At 47.8% G+C, this 18239-nt stretch carries 19 protein-coding genes and 1 tRNA gene; 7 read left to right on the top strand and 13 right to left on the bottom strand.

Going from position 1 to position 18239, the window contains the following annotated elements; translation table 11 throughout:
• Positions 1–66: 66 nt before the first annotated feature.
• The 11 genes from P8H32_RS07435 to P8H32_RS07385 form a co-directional block, all read right to left on the bottom strand.
• Complete coding sequence (locus tag P8H32_RS07435; protein WP_297291092.1) at positions 67–1056, bottom strand: DNA polymerase III subunit delta'; 990 nt, start codon at positions 1054–1056, stop codon at positions 67–69.
• Positions 1056–1697, bottom strand: a complete 642-nt coding sequence (tmk, locus tag P8H32_RS07430; protein WP_297291093.1) for a dTMP kinase — start codon at positions 1695–1697, stop codon at positions 1056–1058. The genes P8H32_RS07435 and tmk overlap by 1 nt, the downstream gene beginning before the upstream one ends.
• A gap of 12 nt (positions 1698–1709) precedes the next feature.
• Positions 1710–2771, bottom strand: a complete 1062-nt coding sequence (mltG, locus tag P8H32_RS07425; protein WP_297291094.1) for an endolytic transglycosylase MltG — start codon at positions 2769–2771, stop codon at positions 1710–1712.
• A complete protein-coding gene (pabC, locus tag P8H32_RS07420; RefSeq protein ID WP_301089002.1) occupies positions 2764–3600 on the bottom strand; it encodes an aminodeoxychorismate lyase in 837 nt (278 codons plus the stop codon). The genes mltG and pabC overlap by 8 nt, the downstream gene beginning before the upstream one ends.
• Before the next feature lie 10 nt (positions 3601–3610).
• Positions 3611–4852, bottom strand: coding sequence for a beta-ketoacyl-ACP synthase II (gene fabF / locus P8H32_RS07415; RefSeq protein ID WP_301089000.1), 1242 nt, complete (start codon positions 4850–4852; stop codon positions 3611–3613).
• Positions 4853–5020: 168 nt separating this feature from the next.
• Positions 5021–5257: an acyl carrier protein gene (gene acpP / locus P8H32_RS07410; protein WP_297291108.1), complete on the bottom strand. Its 237-nt coding sequence runs from the start codon at positions 5255–5257 to the stop codon at positions 5021–5023.
• Positions 5258–5486: 229 nt separating this feature from the next.
• Positions 5487–6224, bottom strand: a complete 738-nt coding sequence (fabG, locus tag P8H32_RS07405) for a 3-oxoacyl-ACP reductase FabG (protein WP_297291097.1) — start codon at positions 6222–6224, stop codon at positions 5487–5489.
• Between the two features lie 16 nt (positions 6225–6240).
• Positions 6241–7170, bottom strand: a complete 930-nt coding sequence (gene fabD / locus P8H32_RS07400) for an ACP S-malonyltransferase (protein WP_297291098.1) — start codon at positions 7168–7170, stop codon at positions 6241–6243.
• A 141-nt stretch (positions 7171–7311) separates the two neighbouring features.
• A complete protein-coding gene (gene plsX, locus P8H32_RS07395) occupies positions 7312–8322 on the bottom strand; it encodes a phosphate acyltransferase PlsX (protein ID WP_301088999.1) in 1011 nt (336 codons plus the stop codon).
• 22 nt (positions 8323–8344) lie between these two features.
• Positions 8345–8527: a 50S ribosomal protein L32 gene (gene rpmF, locus P8H32_RS07390; RefSeq protein WP_297291100.1), complete on the bottom strand. Its 183-nt coding sequence runs from the start codon at positions 8525–8527 to the stop codon at positions 8345–8347.
• A gap of 44 nt (positions 8528–8571) precedes the next feature.
• Entirely contained in the window at positions 8572–9129 is a 558-nt protein-coding gene (locus tag P8H32_RS07385; RefSeq protein ID WP_297291101.1) for a YceD family protein, read from the bottom strand.
• A 146-nt stretch (positions 9130–9275) separates the two neighbouring features.
• On the opposite strand from P8H32_RS07385, the gene P8H32_RS07380 reads away from it, so the two are divergent.
• The gene (locus P8H32_RS07380) at positions 9276–9854 is read left to right on the top strand and encodes a nucleoside triphosphate pyrophosphatase (protein ID WP_297291102.1); all 579 of its coding nucleotides are present in this window, start codon (positions 9276–9278) and stop codon (positions 9852–9854) included.
• A gap of 1 nt (position 9855) precedes the next feature.
• On the opposite strand, the gene P8H32_RS07375 is transcribed toward P8H32_RS07380, so the two are convergent.
• Positions 9856–10488 (bottom strand): HAD-IA family hydrolase, encoded by a 633-nt coding sequence (locus tag P8H32_RS07375; protein ID WP_297291103.1) that lies wholly within the window; start codon positions 10486–10488, stop codon positions 9856–9858.
• Between the two features lie 5 nt (positions 10489–10493).
• On the bottom strand, positions 10494–11483 hold the full coding sequence (gene rluC / locus P8H32_RS07370; protein WP_297291104.1) for a 23S rRNA pseudouridine(955/2504/2580) synthase RluC: 990 nt from the start codon (positions 11481–11483) through the stop codon (positions 10494–10496).
• Between the two features lie 798 nt (positions 11484–12281).
• Here rluC and rne point away from each other — a divergent pair.
• The 6 genes from rne to P8H32_RS07345 all read left to right on the top strand — a co-directional run bounded on the left by rne (position 12282) and on the right by P8H32_RS07345 (position 18108).
• Positions 12282–14924 (top strand): ribonuclease E, encoded by a 2643-nt coding sequence (gene rne, locus P8H32_RS07365; RefSeq protein ID WP_301088996.1) that lies wholly within the window; start codon positions 12282–12284, stop codon positions 14922–14924.
• 192 nt (positions 14925–15116) lie between these two features.
• A tRNA-Ser gene (locus P8H32_RS07360) sits at positions 15117–15204 on the top strand.
• A 46-nt stretch (positions 15205–15250) separates the two neighbouring features.
• Entirely contained in the window at positions 15251–15562 is a 312-nt protein-coding gene (locus P8H32_RS11150; RefSeq protein ID WP_367279176.1) for a DUF6538 domain-containing protein, read from the top strand.
• Between the two features lie 70 nt (positions 15563–15632).
• Positions 15633–16076 (top strand): VPLPA-CTERM sorting domain-containing protein, encoded by a 444-nt coding sequence (locus P8H32_RS07355; RefSeq protein ID WP_301088994.1) that lies wholly within the window; start codon positions 15633–15635, stop codon positions 16074–16076.
• A gap of 111 nt (positions 16077–16187) precedes the next feature.
• The gene (locus tag P8H32_RS07350) at positions 16188–16862 is read left to right on the top strand and encodes a VPLPA-CTERM sorting domain-containing protein (protein ID WP_301088993.1); all 675 of its coding nucleotides are present in this window, start codon (positions 16188–16190) and stop codon (positions 16860–16862) included.
• Positions 16863–17418: 556 nt separating this feature from the next.
• Positions 17419–18108 (top strand): Bax inhibitor-1/YccA family protein, encoded by a 690-nt coding sequence (locus P8H32_RS07345; protein WP_297292924.1) that lies wholly within the window; start codon positions 17419–17421, stop codon positions 18106–18108.
• The last annotated feature ends 131 nt before the right edge of the window (positions 18109–18239 follow it).

The raw sequence follows: 18239 nt of genomic DNA, 5'->3' as shown, positions 1-18239 counted from the left end.
ATTTGTTAAACCAAGTGAGTTAAGAATAGTCCCTTAGTGGCTGATTCACCATCTTTAAAGAGCGCTCTAATTGTAAAATTTTTCACAACTTTCCAGCAACAATTCTTCCAGAGCCAGCTGGCGATTGGGGTTTGCCCCCCTATTAAGACTGTTAGTTAGCTGGTTAACGCTATCTAACAGCTTAAATAAATTCTGCGGCTCAGTCTTGGCCGCAAGCTGCTGCCAGGCATCGCTGATATCCGCGGTACCTGCAACGCGTCCCGAGATCAGGCGAGAGAGCTGCCTTGAAAGCCAGGCCAGAATATCGCCCAATTCATGATCCAGCCATTTTTCCGCCAGGCTAAGGGCTGAGATGCGCCCGGATACCAGAGCCAAATAATCTTTATTTAATTGCTGTAGCCGTTCCAGCCCCTCGTTTTCCAGTAATTCCAGAGCCGCCAGGGGACGGCCTGCTGCTTCGTATAACAATTCGTCAACCGATGTATGTGAAGGCACCAGGGTATTTAACCAGGCCAAACTCTGCTCTGCTGACGGCAGTGGAAAGTTAACTGTTTGGCAGCGGGAGCGGATGGTTGGGAGCAACTGGCTTGGGGCATCGGTCAGCAGTAATAACAACGTATTAGCCGTCGGTTCTTCAAGGCTCTTTAACAAGGCATTGGCCGAGTTAATATTCATCGCTTCAGCAGGCGAAAGCACACAAATTTTATAGCCTCCCTGCTGCGCTGTTTGCCCAAGGGCTTCAACCAGGCCACGAACCTGGTCGATTTTGATTTGCCTGGCTTTCTCTTCCGGGGCCACCCACTTTAGGTCCGGGTGTGTACCGGCCAAATTGAAACCACATTGACGGCACTGGCCACAGGCCATTCCCTGACTGGGCGACTCACACATAAAGTACTGGGCCAGGGCCAGGGCAAAGCGCTGCTTGCCTACACCGTTGGGGCCAGCCAATAACAAGGCATGGGGCAGTTTCTTATTTTGAAATAAGTCATCGATGCGCTGCCATTGCTGCTCCTGCCAGGGAAGCTTGATGGTGATTGCACTCTCTGCATGATCCATTAAGCCTTACCTTTTGCAATCATTTCATCAATAACCGTTGATAGAGATTCCTGTACCCTATCCAGAGTCTGGCTGGCATCAACCACTCTGTAGCGGCTGGCATGTTTTTCTGACATGGCCAAATAGGCTTCCCGAACACTTTCAAAAAAAACTTTCTGCTCTTGTTCAAACCGATCCAGCGCTCCCCGCTGGCTGGCGCGAGACATCCCAACCTCAACCGGAGCATCAAGCAGCACGGTGAAATCTGGTCTTAAGTCACCTTGTACCCATTGCTCAAGGTCGGCGATCTTGGCCATAGGTATACCACGACCACCGCCTTGATAGGCAAAAGTCGCATCGGTAAAACGGTCGCAGACTACCCATTCACCCCTAGCCAGTGCAGGCTCAATCACTTCGGCAATATGTTGGGCGCGAGCCGCGAACATAAGCAGTAACTCGGTATTTTCTGCAACACCTTCTTCCCTGGGGGTTAACAACAACTGGCGAATATCTTCAGCCAGTGGTGTGCCGCCAGGTTCGCGGGTCAGGATAAAGGGAATAGCCTGCTGCTTTAGGCGCCGGGCAATAAAATCAATATTGGTGGACTTCCCTACGCCTTCACCACCTTCGATGGTAATAAATAAACCTCTATTCGATGACAAGCCTATCTCCGGTTAACCTGCGTTATTTTTTGGGGGCGCGGATGAATAGTTTTTTCTGCGCTGTTCTATCTGGTATTTCCTAACGGCCTTTTGGTGCTCTTCCAGTGTATCTGAAAAGTAATGGCTGCCATCACCCTTGGCCACAAAATAAAGTGAGGTGCCGTCTTTAGGATGCAGGGCTGCCATTATCGCTTCAGCACCCGCCAGGGCAATCGGTGTTGGCGTTAGCCCTGGGTGACGGTAAGTATTATAAAGATTGCTGGCATCTTTTAAATGCCGGCTGCGCAGGTTGCCATCAAAGCTGGCACCTAAGCCATAAATAATAGTGGGGTCCGTCTGCAGACGCATTCGTTTTTGCAAGCGGCGCACAAACACTCCGGCAATCTCAGGGCGCTCATTGGCCACACCGGTTTCTTTTTCAATCAGTGACGCCATAATCAGCGCCTCATAAGACGTTTTATAAGGTAAGTTATTCGCTCTTTTTTCCCACTGTGCTGCCAGAAAATCTTGCAACTGGGTATAGGATTGGCGCAACAGTTCCACATCCGTGGTATCGCTGTGGTAACGGTAAGTATCCGGGAACAGCAAACCTTCAAGCCGCTCATAGGGAACCTCAATACCGAGGTCAGATGCCTGAATCGTTGTAGCATCACTGGCAATCGTTTGTTTAAGTTTCGGCTGCGAACGTAGCGCGGCTAATACCTGGGTAAGATTCCAGCCCTCAACCAAAGTAAGCTGATAGTAACGTACATCCCCCTGCTCCAGTTTATCCAACAGGGTTAACGGTGTTAAACCTTCATCGAGCCAGTAATCACCCGCTTTAATGACTTGGCCGCGCGCACTTAAGCGGCTATAGGCAATCAACCAACGCGGCGATGTTAGCAAGCCTTTATTAGACAGGCTATAAGCCATTGCATTTAGTGAGCCGCCTTTTGCCAGCGTATATTCCACACCACCTTGTGGAATGGGTAGCGGGGTCGTTAAATAACGCTGCATTTGCATATAAGCCAGGCTCAACACCACAACCGCAGCCAGCACTAAAAAGACAAGCACCTTGCTTAGCATCTTAGGCATTGATATGACTCGCTTGCAGCAAGGCCTGTTGCAATGATCGAGTGATAGTACCAATATTTTTTGTGTGACAACCTATAGCTACTACCGGCACAACCCCCATCAAACTATTACAGATAAAAACTTCCGCAGCCTGATAAATATCCTCCATGGTCAAATCAGCAGTAGTAGCATTTAACTTTAGCTCTGGAGCTAGTTGATGAATAACCACCTGGCGCATCACACCGTCGACACCACAGCGGTGCAGGTTTGGTGTTAACAGAGTGTTGTCTTTAACCATAAAAATATTCGACATAGTGCCTTCAACTAAACGGCCATCAGCATCTAACATAAAACCTTCGGCAATAGCACTATCACTCCACTCACCGCGGGCAAGCACATTCTCCAGGCGCGATAAATGTTTGATGCCTGCCAATTGAGGATTAATACCCAGCCTGGTATTGCAAAGCCTAACGGCTATACCTTGTTTATGTTCAGCGGTGTAATCGTTAGTCACAGGCTCAACCGAAAGTATTCGGTTAGAAGCTGCACTGGCATCGGGCTTATAGCCTCTACCCTTTGACTCTCTTGTAACAATAATCTTTAAGACCGTGTTTTTACCAGCAACTGACGGCAGAAGTTTTTCTATATCGCGCTCTATAGCCTGCAAGTCACAGTGAATACCGAGACGTGAACAACCCTGTTGCAGTCGCTGTATATGAAGAGACAAAAACTCCGGACTACCCTGATTTATTTTTATTGTCTCAAAAAGGCCGTCACCATAGGCAAGACCTCTATCGTTAATATCAATAGATGTCGAAAAACTACCATTAACCAGCGCATTAATAGGCATAGGCAATCATCTAGTCACATTTGCCAAACAGCAAACTGCCATTCGTTCCACCAAAACCAAAGGAATTGGATAAGGCATAATTAATAGTCATTTCCTGTGCTGTGTGCGGTACATAATTGAGGTTACAACCTTCGTCAGGATTATCTAAATTAATCGTTGGCGGAGCTACCTGGTCACGAATGGCCAACACGGAAAAAACTGCCTCAACCGCACCGGCAGCACCCAACAAATGACCGATCATAGATTTAGTTGAACTCACTGCCACGCTATTGGCCGCATCACCCAATACTGACTCTACCGCTTTGCTTTCTGCTACATCACCAGCCTGGGTGGAAGTACCGTGTGCATTAATATAATTTAACTGTTCGGGATTAATTCCCGCATCCTGAATCGCATTGCGCATGGACGAGGCAGCACCCCGACCATCTTCCGGGGGTGATGTCATATGATAAGCATCACCGCTCATACCAAAACCTACCAACTCGGCATAAATAGTAGCGCCGCGAGCCCTGGCCGCTTCATACTCTTCCAGCACCAGCATACCGGCACCATCAGACAATACAAAACCATCGCGGTCTTTATCCCAGGGGCGGCTAGCCCGCTGCGGATCATCATTGCGGGTTGATAAGGCGCGGGCGGCTGCAAAGCCACCCAACCCCAAAGGCGTAGAAGACATTTCAGAACCACCGGCCACCATTGCATCAGCATCGCCATAGGCAATAACGCGGGCAGCATGACCAATATTATGGGTACCTGTGGTACAGGCCGTGGTAATTGCAAAGTTGGGACCTTGCAAACCATATTTAATGGAAAGGTTGCCCGCCACCATATTAATCACAGTACCGGGAACAAAAAACGGGGATATTTTTCTGGGGCCGCTATTAATCAGCTTTTGATAATTTTCTTCAATATAACTAACGCCACCGATACCAGAACCGATAGCCACACCAATACGACCGGCATTTTCTTCGGTGACCTGCAGGCCAGAATCTTCAATCGCCTGAATACCCGCTGCCATTCCATATTGAATAAAGGCGTCCATTTTACGGGCGTCTTTGGCACTCATATATTCAGTAACGTCAAAACCCTTTACCGAACCGCCAAAGCGTGTGCTGTAGGCAGAGACATCAAACTGTTCCAGTGGACCGATGCCGCTTTCACCATTAACGATATTTTGCCAACTGGTTTTTACATCATTCCCCACTGGCGTTATTAAACCCAAACCAGTGACTACAACTCTTCGTTTTGACACTACTGCCTCCTATGCGACTGTGCGGTACAAAAGACCACTAACGATAATACTTATTTAACCACTAAGAGCGACCTGTGACAAAAACCGGATAACAAAAAGCCGCTCTATTAAAAATAGAACGGCTTTTTAAAAGGTTTAGCTCTTATCTCTGCAACGCAGATGAAGGGGTTAACCCAGGTTTTTGTTGATGTAGTCGACAGCCAACTGAACAGTAGTAATTTGCTCGGCTTCTTCATCAGGAATTTCAGTTTCGAATTCTTCTTCCAGAGCCATTACCAATTCAACGGTGTCTAGTGAATCTGCACCCAGATCATCTACAAAAGAGGCTGAGGTCTGTACTTCGTCTTCTTTAACACCTAGTTGCTCTGCAACAATTTTCTTTACGCGTTCTTCAATGCTGCTCATGGTCGTAATCGACTCCTGTTGTGTAGCTATAAATAGCTCTATAGATTGTTCAATATTGTTTAAGCTTTCATCCACAAAAACCAAATCATAGTGAGTAAAACTTATCATAGGTATTACTATTGATTTTCGGCGGGCATTTTACTCGATTTTATCCGCTGTGTACCACGGTTTTCTAAAAAACCTTGATTAAATCTATTGAAAAAAATAAAAATCCATATATTTCAAAAGCTTAACCCATATACATGCCGCCATTAACATGGATGGTCTCACCGGTAATATAGCCTCCAGCGTCACTGGCAAGGAAACCAACCACCCCCGCGATCTCTTCTGGCTGCCCCAGACGGGACAAAGGGATCTGCGAAAGCATCAGGTTTTTATTCTCATCAGGCAGCTCTTTAGTCATATCGGTATCGATAAAACCCGGTGCTACTGAGTTAACGGTAATGCTGCGGGCGCCTAATTCTTTAGCCAGTGAGCGGGAGAAACCCTCCATACCGGCCTTAGTGGCGGCATAGTTGGACTGACCGGCATTCCCCATAGAACCCACAACTGAGCTGATATTAATAATCCGGCCCCAGCGCGCTTTCGACATACCGCGAACACAGGCCTTTGAAAGACGGAAAATGGAGGTCAAATTAGTGGCCATCACATTATCCCACTCGTCTTCCTTCATTCTCATCAGCAGGTTGTCTCCGGTGATGCCTGCATTGTTAACCAACACGGTAGGTGCAGCGTATTTATCAGCAATAGCCTTTAATACCGACGCCACTGAATCCGCATCCGAAACATTAAGCATCATACCTTCGCCAGCAACACCCGCCTCCGTCATATAGGCACTGATTTTTTCTGCACCACTTTCTGTGGTCGCAGTACCAACAACGGTAAAACCGTCAGCACCTAACTGTTTTGCAATGGCTTGACCGATACCGCGACTTGCCCCTGTCACTAATGCAACTTTATCCGACATTTTTATCTCCAATAATTTATTTAAATTCTGCTATGGCTTTTTCTAAACCGGCGGGGTCTTCAATACTAAAACTGGTTAATGAGCGGTCGATACGACGACTTAAACCGCCCAGCACTTTGCCCGGGCCACACTCAAGAGTATTACTAATACCGGCTGACGCCATAGTCTGGATACAGCTAGTCCATTTAACCGGGCTATAAATTTGTTCAACTAATAAGGCTTTGATTTTTTCCGGGTCGGTTTCAGTCTGTGCATGCACATTATGAACGACTGGAATTACCGGAGCGCTTACAGCTAACTCAGCCACTTTTTCCGCCAGCTTTTCGCCAGCTGGACGCATCAACGAGGTATGGAAAGGTGCGCTTACAGGAAGTGGCATCGCTCTTTTTGCGCCAGCTTCTTTTAATAACTCAATCGCTTGATCTACCGCGGCTACTTTACCGGCAATAACCACCTGGCCTGGCGAGTTAAAGTTAACCGCCTCTGCACCGCTTTGCTGGCAGATATCAATAATCACTTCATCATCAAGACCCAACACAGCTGCCATAGCGCCTTCACCAACTGGCACAGCTGTTTGCATAAACTGACCGCGATCACGTACCAGGGTTACTGCATCTGAAAAAGCTAAACTACCGGCACAGACCAAAGCAGAAAACTCACCCAAACTATGACCGGCCATCATGGCTGGCTGCGCACCACCCTGCTGTCCCCAAACACGCCATAGTGCAACACTGGAAGTTAACAAAATGGGCTGAGTTCTTTCGGTAAGGTTTAATTGTTCCTGTTCACCGTTTTGAATCATATCCCACAGGTCATAACCCAGGGCATCTGATGCTTCGGCAAAGGTTTCTTTAACTACAGTATGCTGCTCGGCAATCTGCGCTAACATACCGACTTTTTGAGAGCCCTGACCGGGAAAGACAAAGGCAAGTGTTTGATCACTCATCGATTATTTATCCTTTCTTAAAAACAAAAAACACCCGTCGTCCCCGCGAAGGCAGGGACCCAGACTGCATACTTATGCTGTTATTTCCGCTAAAGCGGAAATCAACAGCACTGGGTCCCCGCCTTCGCGGGGATGACGGACTTAATTCTCTGATAAAGCAGCCAATTGCTGGTCAATCATATCCAGCATATTGCTACTGACTTCCAACCGTGCCTGCTCAATCGCATGTACAAAACCTTTTACATTGCTGCTGCCATGACTCTTAACCACTACACCCTGCAAGCCTAAAAAACTGGCGCCATTATACTGTTCAGGATCCAGTTTTTGATAAATTCTTTTCAGTACCGGCAAAGCAAAAAAACCGGCAAGGCGACTTAGCAAGCTCGCTTTAAAACTGTCATTTAAAATCGCTGAAATATAACCAGCGGTACCCTCGCAGGCTTTTAAGGCCACATTACCAACAAAACCGTCAGCAACAATCACATCGGCATTGGCGGCAAACAAACCATCACCTTCTATAAAACCGATATAGTTTAGTTGCTGATTGGCCTGAATCAATGTATCGGCCAATTTTACTTGTTCATTACCCTTAATCGCTTCTTCGCCAATATTAAGCAGCGCTACTCGCGGACGCTCAATGCCGTCTACCGCACAAGCCAAAGCAGAACCCATCACCGCAAATTGATGCAAGTGCTGTGCACTACTGTCCACATTGGCGCCAAGATCTAATAAATAGCTATGACCAGTGGTCGAGGGAACAGCGGAACAAATTGCCGGGCGATCAATACCCGGCAAGGTTTTTAGTACGTAACAACCCATCGCCATTAACGCACCAGTATTGCCCGCACTCACCACCGCGTCCACTTGCTTTTGCTGTAACAAATCTATTGCCAGCCGCATTGAGGATTGAGATTTCTTTCTTAGGGCGTGGGAAGGCTTGTCTGACATTTCGACAACATCAGGGGCATGTACAATCGTTAAGCGACTGCGTTCAGCATTGGGTAAAGCGGATTCGATAGCAGACTGGTCACCCACAAGTGTGAGATCAATATCGGAAAATTGGGAAAGGGATATTACAGCGGCGGGGATAGAAACGCGGAGACCGAAGTCCCCGCCCATACAATCAATAGCTATGCGTATGCGCGAAGCCATTTAAAGGTACTTAAAGCTGTGATTACTCGTCGTCTTGAGTATCAACAACCTTCTTGCCACGGTAGAAACCGTCAGCTGATACGTGGTGACGACGATGGGTTTCACCGCTGGCTGGATCAACCGACAAGGTTGGTCCGGTTAGCGAATCGTGTGAACGACGCTGACCGCGACGTGAACGGGTTACTTTACTCTTTTGTACGGCCATGGCCCTAACTCCTCTTACTCTTTCTTAGTGATTGCATCACGCAATTACTTATCGAATTTTAACTGTTCTAAAACCTGGAAAGGATTATCCTTTTCCTGCTCTGTGCTGGCCTTTTCAACCGCCTCGGCGACCTTCGGGTCAACACTGCTATAACCTATATCCTGCTTGCAGTCTGCCGGTGCGTGATAATTCACATAGGGCAAACTTAATATAAGCTCTTCCGAAACTATGTCCGCAAGATCAACTAATTCTTCACCAACAATTAACGGCTCTAATGACTTGGGTAAACGCTCTGCATCCTCTTCGGACCAGACAATACCCAACTCAAATTGCACATCAACGGCAACTGGCATTGGCTCCAGACAACGTTGGCAGGTCATATTAACGGTACCGGTAATCTGGCCGTCTACCCTGCGCTTGCGCTCTTCATCGATATAGAACTGGAGCTTAACCGCTAATTCGCTGTCTTTACCGCTATCACCCTCAGCCAATAAATCCTCTATACGAGGCAATGATGAAATCGGCGGATTAGCACTGATTTCAGCACCTTTCACCACCAATTTACGGATATCAATCTGGCTTGGCAGGGGGGCGGTCAACATAAGCGCGCAATCATAGGGCTGTAGGCTGGGACTGTCAAAGGAAAATACTGGTAATTACCGATTTTTGTAGGGAAATCAGTGATTTCTACCTATAATCCCACCAATTCACGCCATCTTGCTAACAATCAGGTCAATAGAGCCATTTTATGCTCCCCATCATCCTCGCATCAAGCTCCCCCTACCGCAGGGAATTACTGGGCCGACTGGCCATAGACTTTGGCTGTAGCAGCCCTGATATTGATGAGTCAGCCCTGCCCGATGAATCACCGCAGTCACTAGTAAAAAGGCTGGCGGAACAGAAAGCCCAGGCGGTGGCCGCTGATTACCCGCAACACCTGATTATTGGCTCAGATCAAGTGGCCAGCCTGGAGCAGCGCATTCTCACCAAACCTGGTAATAACGAAAACGCCAAAGCTCAACTGAGTGCTTGTAGCGGTAAAACTGTCACCTTTTATACTGGCCTTAGCCTGCTCAATAGCAAAACCGGGCAACAGCTTAGCTGTGTTGAGCCCTTCTCAGTCAAATTCAGGGTATTAAATGAAGCAACCATCGAACGCTATATCGCCGCAGAGCAACCTTTAGACTGTGCCGGTAGTTTTAAGATGGAAGGGTTGGGGATTAGCTTGTTTGAAAAGCTTAATGGTGATGATCCTAATAGCCTGGTGGGTCTGCCACTAATCAGGCTGATAGATATGCTAAAGACCGAAAGGATTGCTATACCATAGATTAGTGCCAATCTAACAACTGCTCAAAGCGATCAATAATTCGATCTGGCTTATGGGGCAATAGACGCTCAACTGGATGAGCCCCATAACTCACCCCAATACTTTTCATACCGGCATTGGCTGCCATCCCCAAATCAAAATCGGTATCCCCTACCATCACCGCAGAATCCACATCCACTTTTAACTCTGCTAAAAGCTCATTCAGCATTAACGGGTTAGGCTTCGATGCCGTTTCATCAGCGCAACGACTACCATCAAAAAACTCTGTTAATGACATATTGCCCAATACACGATTAAGACCACGGCGACTCTTGCCCGTTGCCACCGCTAACAAATGGCCCTCAGCACGCAACTGCTTCAACACTTCATCCACATTGGGAAAAAAATCACAGGGGTTTTGATCGGCAGCAATAAAATGCCGGGAGTAAGACGCCGTTACCTCGGGAATCATCGCCTCATCGAGGCCGGGGAAAAGCGTCCGCACGGATTCTGGCAGCCCCAAACCAATAATACTTTTGGTCTCTTCAATACTCCGCTCAGGCAGCCCCAAATCGGCAATCGCCTTTTGCATACTGCCGGCAATTTTATCCGTGGAATCTATTAAGGTTCCATCCCAATCAAAAACAAACAACATAAGATTTACTCGGTAGGTAGATTATCCAGTACAGATTGTAATTCGGGGCTTAGGGCTGCGCTGACATTCAAGTCTTTTTCATCTTCAGGCATAGGTACGCGCAAACTGGCCGCATGGAGAAATAAACGCTTTAAACCCTTCTTCTTGAAGTTCTGGCAAGCCTGCTGGTCGCCATATTTATCATCCCCCAACAAAGGGCAGCCAACATGCAGCGCATGAACCCTGATTTGATGGGTGCGACCAGTAATAGGTTTGGCTTCAACCAGCGTTGCCTGGGGATAACGCTCGACAATGGCAAACTCAGTGGTGGATTTTTTCCCCTCGGGGGAGACATTGACCATACGCTCACCGGAACGCAGGGTATTCTTTAATAAAGCTGCAGTCACTATCTTACGACGATTGGGCCAACGGCCAGCCACCAGTGCCAAATAGCGCTTATCCACCTTGCCGGTCCTTAGCTGCTCGTGGAGGTAGCGCAGCATACTGCGCTTTTTGGCAATCATAATGCAGCCCGAGGTATCTCTATCCAAACGATGCACCAACTCCAAAAAGCGTAATTCCGGGCGCATTACCCGCAGTGCCTCTATTAACCCCTGGTTGATACCACTTCCCCCATGCACTGCCAGGCCCGAAGGCTTATTGATCACCATCAAACGATCATCTTCAAACAAGATCGACGACGTTAGCAGCTGATGGAGACTTTCTGACACCCCTTGCCGGGCTTTCTCCTCAGCAACCCGCACTGGTGGAACCCGGATGACATCCCCTTCACAGAGCTTATACTCGGCTTTAACTCGCCCTTTATTGACCCGTACCTCACCCTTGCGGACAATGCGATAAATCTTGGATTTGGGCACGCCTTTCAGGTGCCGCAGCAGGAAATTGTCTATGCGCTGACCCGCATGAGCATCCGTCACCTCGACAAAACTGACCCCATTGCCAGGCTTGTTAACAGGCGGCTTATCAGCCTTATCCGGGTGAAAAAGATCAGTCATTAAATTTCCGCTGTAAGTAATTGATACACATAGTAAATCCTGTTATAGTCCAGCGACATTTTGCTGGGTCAGGTTTCCTCCTCGCTAAGGTTATTGCATTTTATCGGCCAGTTGCCGATCCGATTAACAGGCTTCTTAGTTACTAATCGGGAAGATACCACGTAACCAAACATCAAGTTGCAGGAAATACCGCTAAACCAAATGTTGTTCCGCTACCGCTATTTTTTCTGAAAGATACCAACATTTCAGGGCGACGCGAGATAAAAATTTTATCAGTCCACTTACTTAATACTTGTACTGGAAAACCCGGTACTGATTATAAGAGTTGAAAGTAAGTGAATTAATTAACAATGCAGACGAAATGTCGCAAGCATCGTTTAAACAGTTTTGAATTTGAGACGCAGGTGAAGCGTAAATAAATATCCCGGCTTAAAGCTAAAACCTTAAGCACTAACAGGATGACTAAATTGGTAACACAGCATGGCTTTTGATGAATATGCCCCCTGCTCAACCAACATTACTTCACCAGAACTTTTGCTAAATAGAAACGCCCGCAAAGCTTTGTGGCATGTCATCAACAATGACCAGCCTTTGAAAAGCGCGGCGATTATAGCGAGGTTAGTACTAAATTAAGAGTACTAAGTACCGTTATTACTGCGTATACCGGCCAAAATATGTATTTAATGACGTATTTAATGGCACAGCGGCCATACTAAATAGCACCAGCTCGACGTCCCCTTCCAAGACCGTTACCGGTTATTGCGCAAATCCTCTGCTACTTTAGGATTTGTTTCCACCATGAAAAGAATGCTTATCAATGCAACTCAACCTGAAGAGTTGCGCGTCGGCCTCGTAGACGGTCAGCGCTTATACGATCTGGATATCGAAAACCGCACCCGCGTACAAAAGAAATCAAACGTTTATAAAGGCACTATCACCCGTGTAGAGCCAAGCCTTGAAGCCGCTTTTGTAGACTTCGGTTCAGAACGCCACGGTTTTTTACCACTCAAAGAAATCGCCCGTGAATACTTTTATCGCCAACCGCAAGATGTCGGTGGCCGCTTTAAGATCAAAGACGTAGTTAAAGAAGGTACTGAAGTTATTGTTCAGGTCGACAAAGAAGAACGTGGCAACAAGGGCGCAGCCCTAACCACTTTTGTTAGCCTGGCTGGTCGCTATCTGGTATTGATGCCTAACAACCCTCGCGCTGGCGGTATTTCTCGTCGCATCGAAGGCGATGAGCGTGCAGAACTTAAAGCTGCATTAAACTCCATTACTGTACCTAACGGCATGGGCGCTATTGTCCGTACTGCCGGTGTAGGCCGCAGCGGTGAAGAACTACAGTGGGATTTGGACTATCTGGTACACCTCTGGGAAGCTATCCAAAAGGCTACCGCAGAGCGCAAAGCCCCCTTCCTGCTATTACAGGAAAGCAACGTCATTATCCGCGCTATTCGCGATTACCTGCGTGAAGACATTGACCAGGTGCTGATTGATAATAAGGACGCCTATACCGAAGCCCTGAACTTCGTAACCCAGGTGATGCCCCATTACCAAAATCGTATTCGTCACTATGACGATCCCGTTCCCCTATTTAACCGCTATCAAATCGAAAGCCAGATCGAGACAGCCTTCCAGCGGGAAGTTCAACTACCCTCCGGTGGCTCTATTGTTATCGACCCTACCGAAGCGCTGGTTTCTATTGATATAAACTCCGCTCGCGCCACCAAAGGCGGCAATATCGAAGAAACCGCCCTGCAAACCAACCTTGAAGCAGCCGAGGAAATTGCTCGCCAGCTACGCTTAAGGGATATGGGCGGCCTGGTGGTTATCGACTTTATTGATATGCATGCGGCCAAAAACCAACGCGCTATTGAAAACCGTATGCGTGATGCGCTAAACATCGACCGCGCTCGAGTGCAGGTAGGTCGCATCTCGCGCTTTGGCTTATTAGAAATGTCACGCCAGCGGCTGCGCCCATCACTGGGTGAGACCAGCGCTAAGGTTTGTCCTCGCTGTACTGGCCAGGGCACTATTCGCGATACCAAATCACTGTCACTGTCTATTCTTCGCCTGGTTGAAGAAGCCGCCAGCAAAGACCGCAGCGCAGAGATTCGTGCACTGGTTCCCGTTAACGTGGCCTCGTATCTATTAAACGAAAAACGCCAGCCTATTCACGATATCGAACAACGCACTAAAGTCCGCGTCGTTATCGCCCCCATTCCCCAGTTGGAAACACCGCACTTTGAAGTGCAGCGTTTGCGGGACGATGAGATCGGCAAAGATGTAGAGCTAAGCTATAAGATACAAACCGAGCAACCTGAAGAAGTACTAGGTCAGGAAAAGCCTCCTGCCCCCGTTCAGCAGGCGGCTGTACAGAGTGTTACCCCCCAGGCACCCGCTCCCGCCGCTGCTGCGGAAAAAGCACCGGCGCCAAAAGCTGAAAGCATCGGCCTATTGGCCAAAATCATCAACTTCTTTAGCAGCCCTGCCGAGGAAGAAGAAATTGTTGAACAGAAGAAACCCCAGCGTAAGCGCAATAACCAGCGCGATAACCGCCAGGGCCAGGGTCGCAATCAAAATCGCAATAGAAATCGCAACAGAAACCGTCGTGATGATAACCGTGGAGATCGTGGCGAACGTCAAGAGCGCAATGATCGCAATCGCGTCAGGGACAATAAGCAAGACAAAAAGTCCGATGCTAAAAATGAGCCGCGGGAAGCTTCTGACTCTAACGGTAGCAACGAGAATAATGGTGACCGTCCGCAGCGCCGTCCTTCGAATCGCAAACCACGCAATTCAGGTCGTCGTCGTAATCGCGGGCCGCGCAACGCTGAAAACAAAGCAAAAACAAGCAATCAAGACGAAGCTGCTGCTGTTGAAGCACCATTTGAAGCACCAATAGCTAGCGAGCCTGCGGTTGAATTTGCTGTTGAAGCCCAACCAGAAAAAGTCACTGAGACTGCACCAGTTGTAGAAGCTGTTACTGAAACTGTTGTTGAAGCTGTTGTTGAAACTCCAACTGAGACACTCGCTGAACCAGTCACAGCAACTCCCTCACCTGAAGCTGTCACCGAAGACACTGCAGTTGAAGAGGCCGTGGCTGAGCCCGTCGTAGAAACGACTAAGGTAAAAACAACGAAGGTAGAAACAGCGAAAGAAGAAGCTGAAGCGGCGGCTGTTGCAGAACCAGCCCCTGCTCCTGCTCCTGCTCCTGCTCCTATTATTGAGCCTGAACCAGCACCTGCTGTGCAGGAAAAACCGGTAGGCCGTGCCGCCAATGACCCTCGCACCTCGCCGAAGGCTGTCTCTGAAGTCGATATCGCCACAACCCAACTGGATACCTCGCCCAAGGCACCGGCTCCCGCCGCCGCTCCTGATCCGGCGAAGCCAAAAGCTGAGCGAGCCCCTAACGACCCTCGCCTGCAACGTAGCGCGTAAGCATCAATATCAAGCCCAGCTATATGCTGGGCTTTTTTTTACCCAACAGCTAAATGACAGCGGCAATCTGCTGCAAAAACGGTCAAGCCCTTAAAAATCAAATAACGATCATAAAAACAATGGCTTAGTTACGCTTTTAATCCCCGGAAAGCCTTGTCTCAACAGCTAAGCTCTGTATAATTCCGTCCCGTTGGTGGGGTGGCTGAGTGGCCGAAAGCACTGGTCTTGAAAACCAGCGAGGGTAATACCTCCGAGAGTTCGAATCTCTCCCCCACCGCCATTTAAGGTCTTCAAAGTCTCTTAAGTCTCTGTTTGTTAAACAGTTTTTGTTAACTCATGGGGAGCGCCTGACAAAATTGAAGACATTTAAGCATCCAAAATATACCTTCATTAAAAATAATATCTTTTACTTCTCCCGATCAGTTCCTGTTGATCTGAAATGTTTTTATTCGAAGCCTCGTATTGTTCAATCACTAAGAACCAAGTCTGCATCCAGCGCTACTAAAGCCGCTAAAATGCTTTCACATAAGCTTGATGACTATTGGTTAAACCTAAGATTGAAAACAACAGAGGTGCCTGGCTCTCATCTTTTAATTAATGATGGCGATTTTTCTCCCGAATTTAACACCATGACTTAGGTGAGTTTTCTCGTTAATCTACCCCTGAAGGAGGGATGGAGATGATTGGCGCTTAGCTTCAGCGAATTTGATGAATCCCACTAGCCCCTGTTATGCCTATGATGGTAGCTGTGATATGGGTTTTAACAACACCACTGGTGAGCTGGGTCATATGTTTTATAACAACCTCGGTAATCTGGGTCGTTACGATACCAATGGCAACTTCCAATCAGGTTATGGTGTTACAAACAGCAGCTTTACTGATGGTAACAGTGGCGCCAGCGTAAGCATTGTGAACTTACAGAATAGTAGATATTATTGGGACGGCGTGGGGTATGCGCCTACTAATCTTCACGCCCGGGCCTTCTATACCTATCGTGGCTCCCAGGAGGTCGACCTTAAGGATGGTAGTCGCTATAGTTGGGCAGTCCGCGCGGGCGATGTCAGTTCGGTACCTGTTCCTGCGGCGGCGTGGCTGTTTGGCACGGCGTTGTTAGGGCTAGTTGGAGTGAAGCGCAAAAATCAAAACCTATAATAAAGTAATGTGATATATCGCCAAAGCTATCTGTTATCGATAACTCAAGCTTTAGTTATATAGCAAATTTTAAAATACAAAAAATTATAAAATAAAAAAGGAACCTTCCTCATGTTTAAACATACCTTAGCCCTAGTGGGCCTGTCATTAATCACCCTTTCTGCCAATGCTGCCTTGTATGACCGTGGCAATGGTCTTATCTATGATGATGTATTGAATATTACCTGGTTACAGGATGCTAATTATGCATACACCTCTGGTTATGCTGCGGCGAATGCCGTAGGTAGTCCACATTCAGGTTCTACCAATATACAAGCCGATGGCCGAATGGGTTGGGGTGCGGCTAAAACCTGGGCTGATCAGTTAAGTTATGGTGGTTATGATGATTGGCGCCTGGCTTCAGCTGGCAATTCACCAACATATGGTTACGACGTCACCACGGGCGAACTGGGTCATATGTTTTACAACAACTTGGGTAATACGGCAGCTACTTCAATATTGGGCAATGTCAGCTTTACCGATGCAACACTCGGCGGTGGCACTCAGAGTTTCGTGAACGTGCAGTCTGATGCTTACTGGTTAGGTGAGGAGTACGCACCTGATATTGGTCACGCCTTGGCCTTTAATACCAATAACGGCCACCAGCACACCAACGGTAAGTGGTATAGTCACTATAGCTGGGCAGTCCGCGCGGGCGATGTCAGTTCAGTCCCTGTTCCAGCAGCAGCATGGTTGTTTGGCACGGCGTTGTTAGGACTGGCAGGGGTGAAGCGCAAGCATTGCTGATTGGGTGCTTAGCCGCTGTCTTAATCTATTTTCTTATCGAAGCCATTTAATAACAAAGGCCTATGAAAAATGGAGGTGTTTGGGAGGTTGATCTTACGGCAGGCCAATCTACTTATAAATTTTATAGCCCAAACACCAGATATCTAAACGGCATAGCCCCCCTAGACCACCTGCCCAGGGGTTATGGAGGGTTTGATGGCTATGGAGGCTTTGAAGTGGCTTAGAGTAGTCAAAACCGTAGACATTTTTGATTCGTTGACAACCAACCATTCGGGCTGTAACACCAGTAAACACGTTAACACGCAGGGAAAATGGTGCCTAAAGCAGGGGGTGACTTGCTCCCCCACCGCCATTTTCCTTCCCTTTCAGCACCCTTTCTGGTCTTAAATCACGAACCGAACCAAGCCACCAACAGTCCGCATCAACCAGATACTACGATGGAACCCCTTTCGCCAGCTTAAGATACCCACAAAGTCTTGATTTTAAAGAGCATCCAGCTATGATGGGCAGCAGTTAAAGCTATTTAAAAACCCTGTTCACACTATGGAGATATAACATGCGTGACAATCCAGTTTTTTCATCCCAGTCAGGTTCTGCTGATTCGGCACTGTCTACCAATAAGGTACTTCGCAATACCTATATGATGTTGGCCATGACAATGATGGTCAGTGCTATCACCGCAGGTCTATCCATGTGGATGAACGTAGGTTACGGCGCTGGCATGATAATGATGATCGCCGCCATCGTATTAATCTGGTTCGTTCTTCCTAAAGCCGCCAACTCTTCATCCGGTATCTATGTTGTATTTGCCTTTACCGCATTGATGGGCGCAGCCTTGGGGCCAACCCTGAACCGCTACCTCGCTATGTCTAATGGCGGCGAAATTGTGATGCAGGCCCTGGGTGGCACAGCTCTGGTTTTCTTCTCTCTTTCGGGCTATGTATTAACGACTCGTAAAGACTTTAGCTTTATGGGTGGCTTCCTGATGACCGGCTTAGTCGTTCTGGTTATGGTGGCACTGGCCCTGATGGTTGGCTCCATGTTTGGCTTCCATATGCCTGCTGCCTCACTGGCTTTAAGTGCGGGCATTGTGTTGCTGATGTCTGGTTTTATCCTGTTTGATACCAGCCGCATTATTAACGGTGGTGAGACTAACTACCTGATGGCAACGGTTTCCCTCTACCTGAATATCTACAACCTGTTTACCAGTTTGTTACATATCTTAGGTGTGATGAGTGACGACTAAACAGCCCAACTGATTGAAGCAAAGCCTCGATTTTATCGGGGCTTTTGTTTTTAGGATCAAAGCTAAATGCGTTTTTCTCTTATGATACTCGGCGCCCCCTATTCCAGCCAATCGGTTGCTACCGCGCTGCG

Source organism: Oceanicoccus sp. (genome assembly GCF_029238675.1).
GTDB lineage: Bacteria > Pseudomonadota > Gammaproteobacteria > Pseudomonadales > Dasaniaceae > Oceanicoccus.
This window is presented reverse-complemented; position numbering and strand designations above follow the sequence as displayed.

Coding starts and splice junctions, on each gene's coding strand:
- rne (WP_301088996.1), top strand. CDS start 12,282: ATGAAAAGAATGCTTATCAATGCAACTCAACCTGAAGAGTTGCGCGTC.
- P8H32_RS07350 (WP_301088993.1), top strand. CDS start 16,188: ATGTTTAAACATACCTTAGCCCTAGTGGGCCTGTCATTAATCACCCTT.
- plsX (WP_301088999.1), bottom strand. CDS start 8,322: ATGGCTTCGCGCATACGCATAGCTATTGATTGTATGGGCGGGGACTTC.
- rpmF (WP_297291100.1), bottom strand. CDS start 8,527: ATGGCCGTACAAAAGAGTAAAGTAACCCGTTCACGTCGCGGTCAGCGT.
- P8H32_RS07355 (WP_301088994.1), top strand. CDS start 15,633: ATGAATCCCACTAGCCCCTGTTATGCCTATGATGGTAGCTGTGATATG.
- fabD (WP_297291098.1), bottom strand. CDS start 7,170: ATGAGTGATCAAACACTTGCCTTTGTCTTTCCCGGTCAGGGCTCTCAA.
- P8H32_RS07380 (WP_297291102.1), top strand. CDS start 9,276: ATGCTCCCCATCATCCTCGCATCAAGCTCCCCCTACCGCAGGGAATTA.
- P8H32_RS07385 (WP_297291101.1), bottom strand. CDS start 9,129: ATGTTGACCGCCCCCCTGCCAAGCCAGATTGATATCCGTAAATTGGTG.
- mltG (WP_297291094.1), bottom strand. CDS start 2,771: ATGCCTAAGATGCTAAGCAAGGTGCTTGTCTTTTTAGTGCTGGCTGCG.
- P8H32_RS07375 (WP_297291103.1), bottom strand. CDS start 10,488: ATGTTGTTTGTTTTTGATTGGGATGGAACCTTAATAGATTCCACGGAT.
- fabG (WP_297291097.1), bottom strand. CDS start 6,224: ATGTCGGATAAAGTTGCATTAGTGACAGGGGCAAGTCGCGGTATCGGT.
- acpP (WP_297291108.1), bottom strand. CDS start 5,257: ATGAGCAGCATTGAAGAACGCGTAAAGAAAATTGTTGCAGAGCAACTA.
- pabC (WP_301089002.1), bottom strand. CDS start 3,600: ATGCCTATTAATGCGCTGGTTAATGGTAGTTTTTCGACATCTATTGAT.
- rluC (WP_297291104.1), bottom strand. CDS start 11,483: ATGACTGATCTTTTTCACCCGGATAAGGCTGATAAGCCGCCTGTTAAC.
- P8H32_RS07435 (WP_297291092.1), bottom strand. CDS start 1,056: ATGGATCATGCAGAGAGTGCAATCACCATCAAGCTTCCCTGGCAGGAG.
- P8H32_RS07345 (WP_297292924.1), top strand. CDS start 17,419: ATGCGTGACAATCCAGTTTTTTCATCCCAGTCAGGTTCTGCTGATTCG.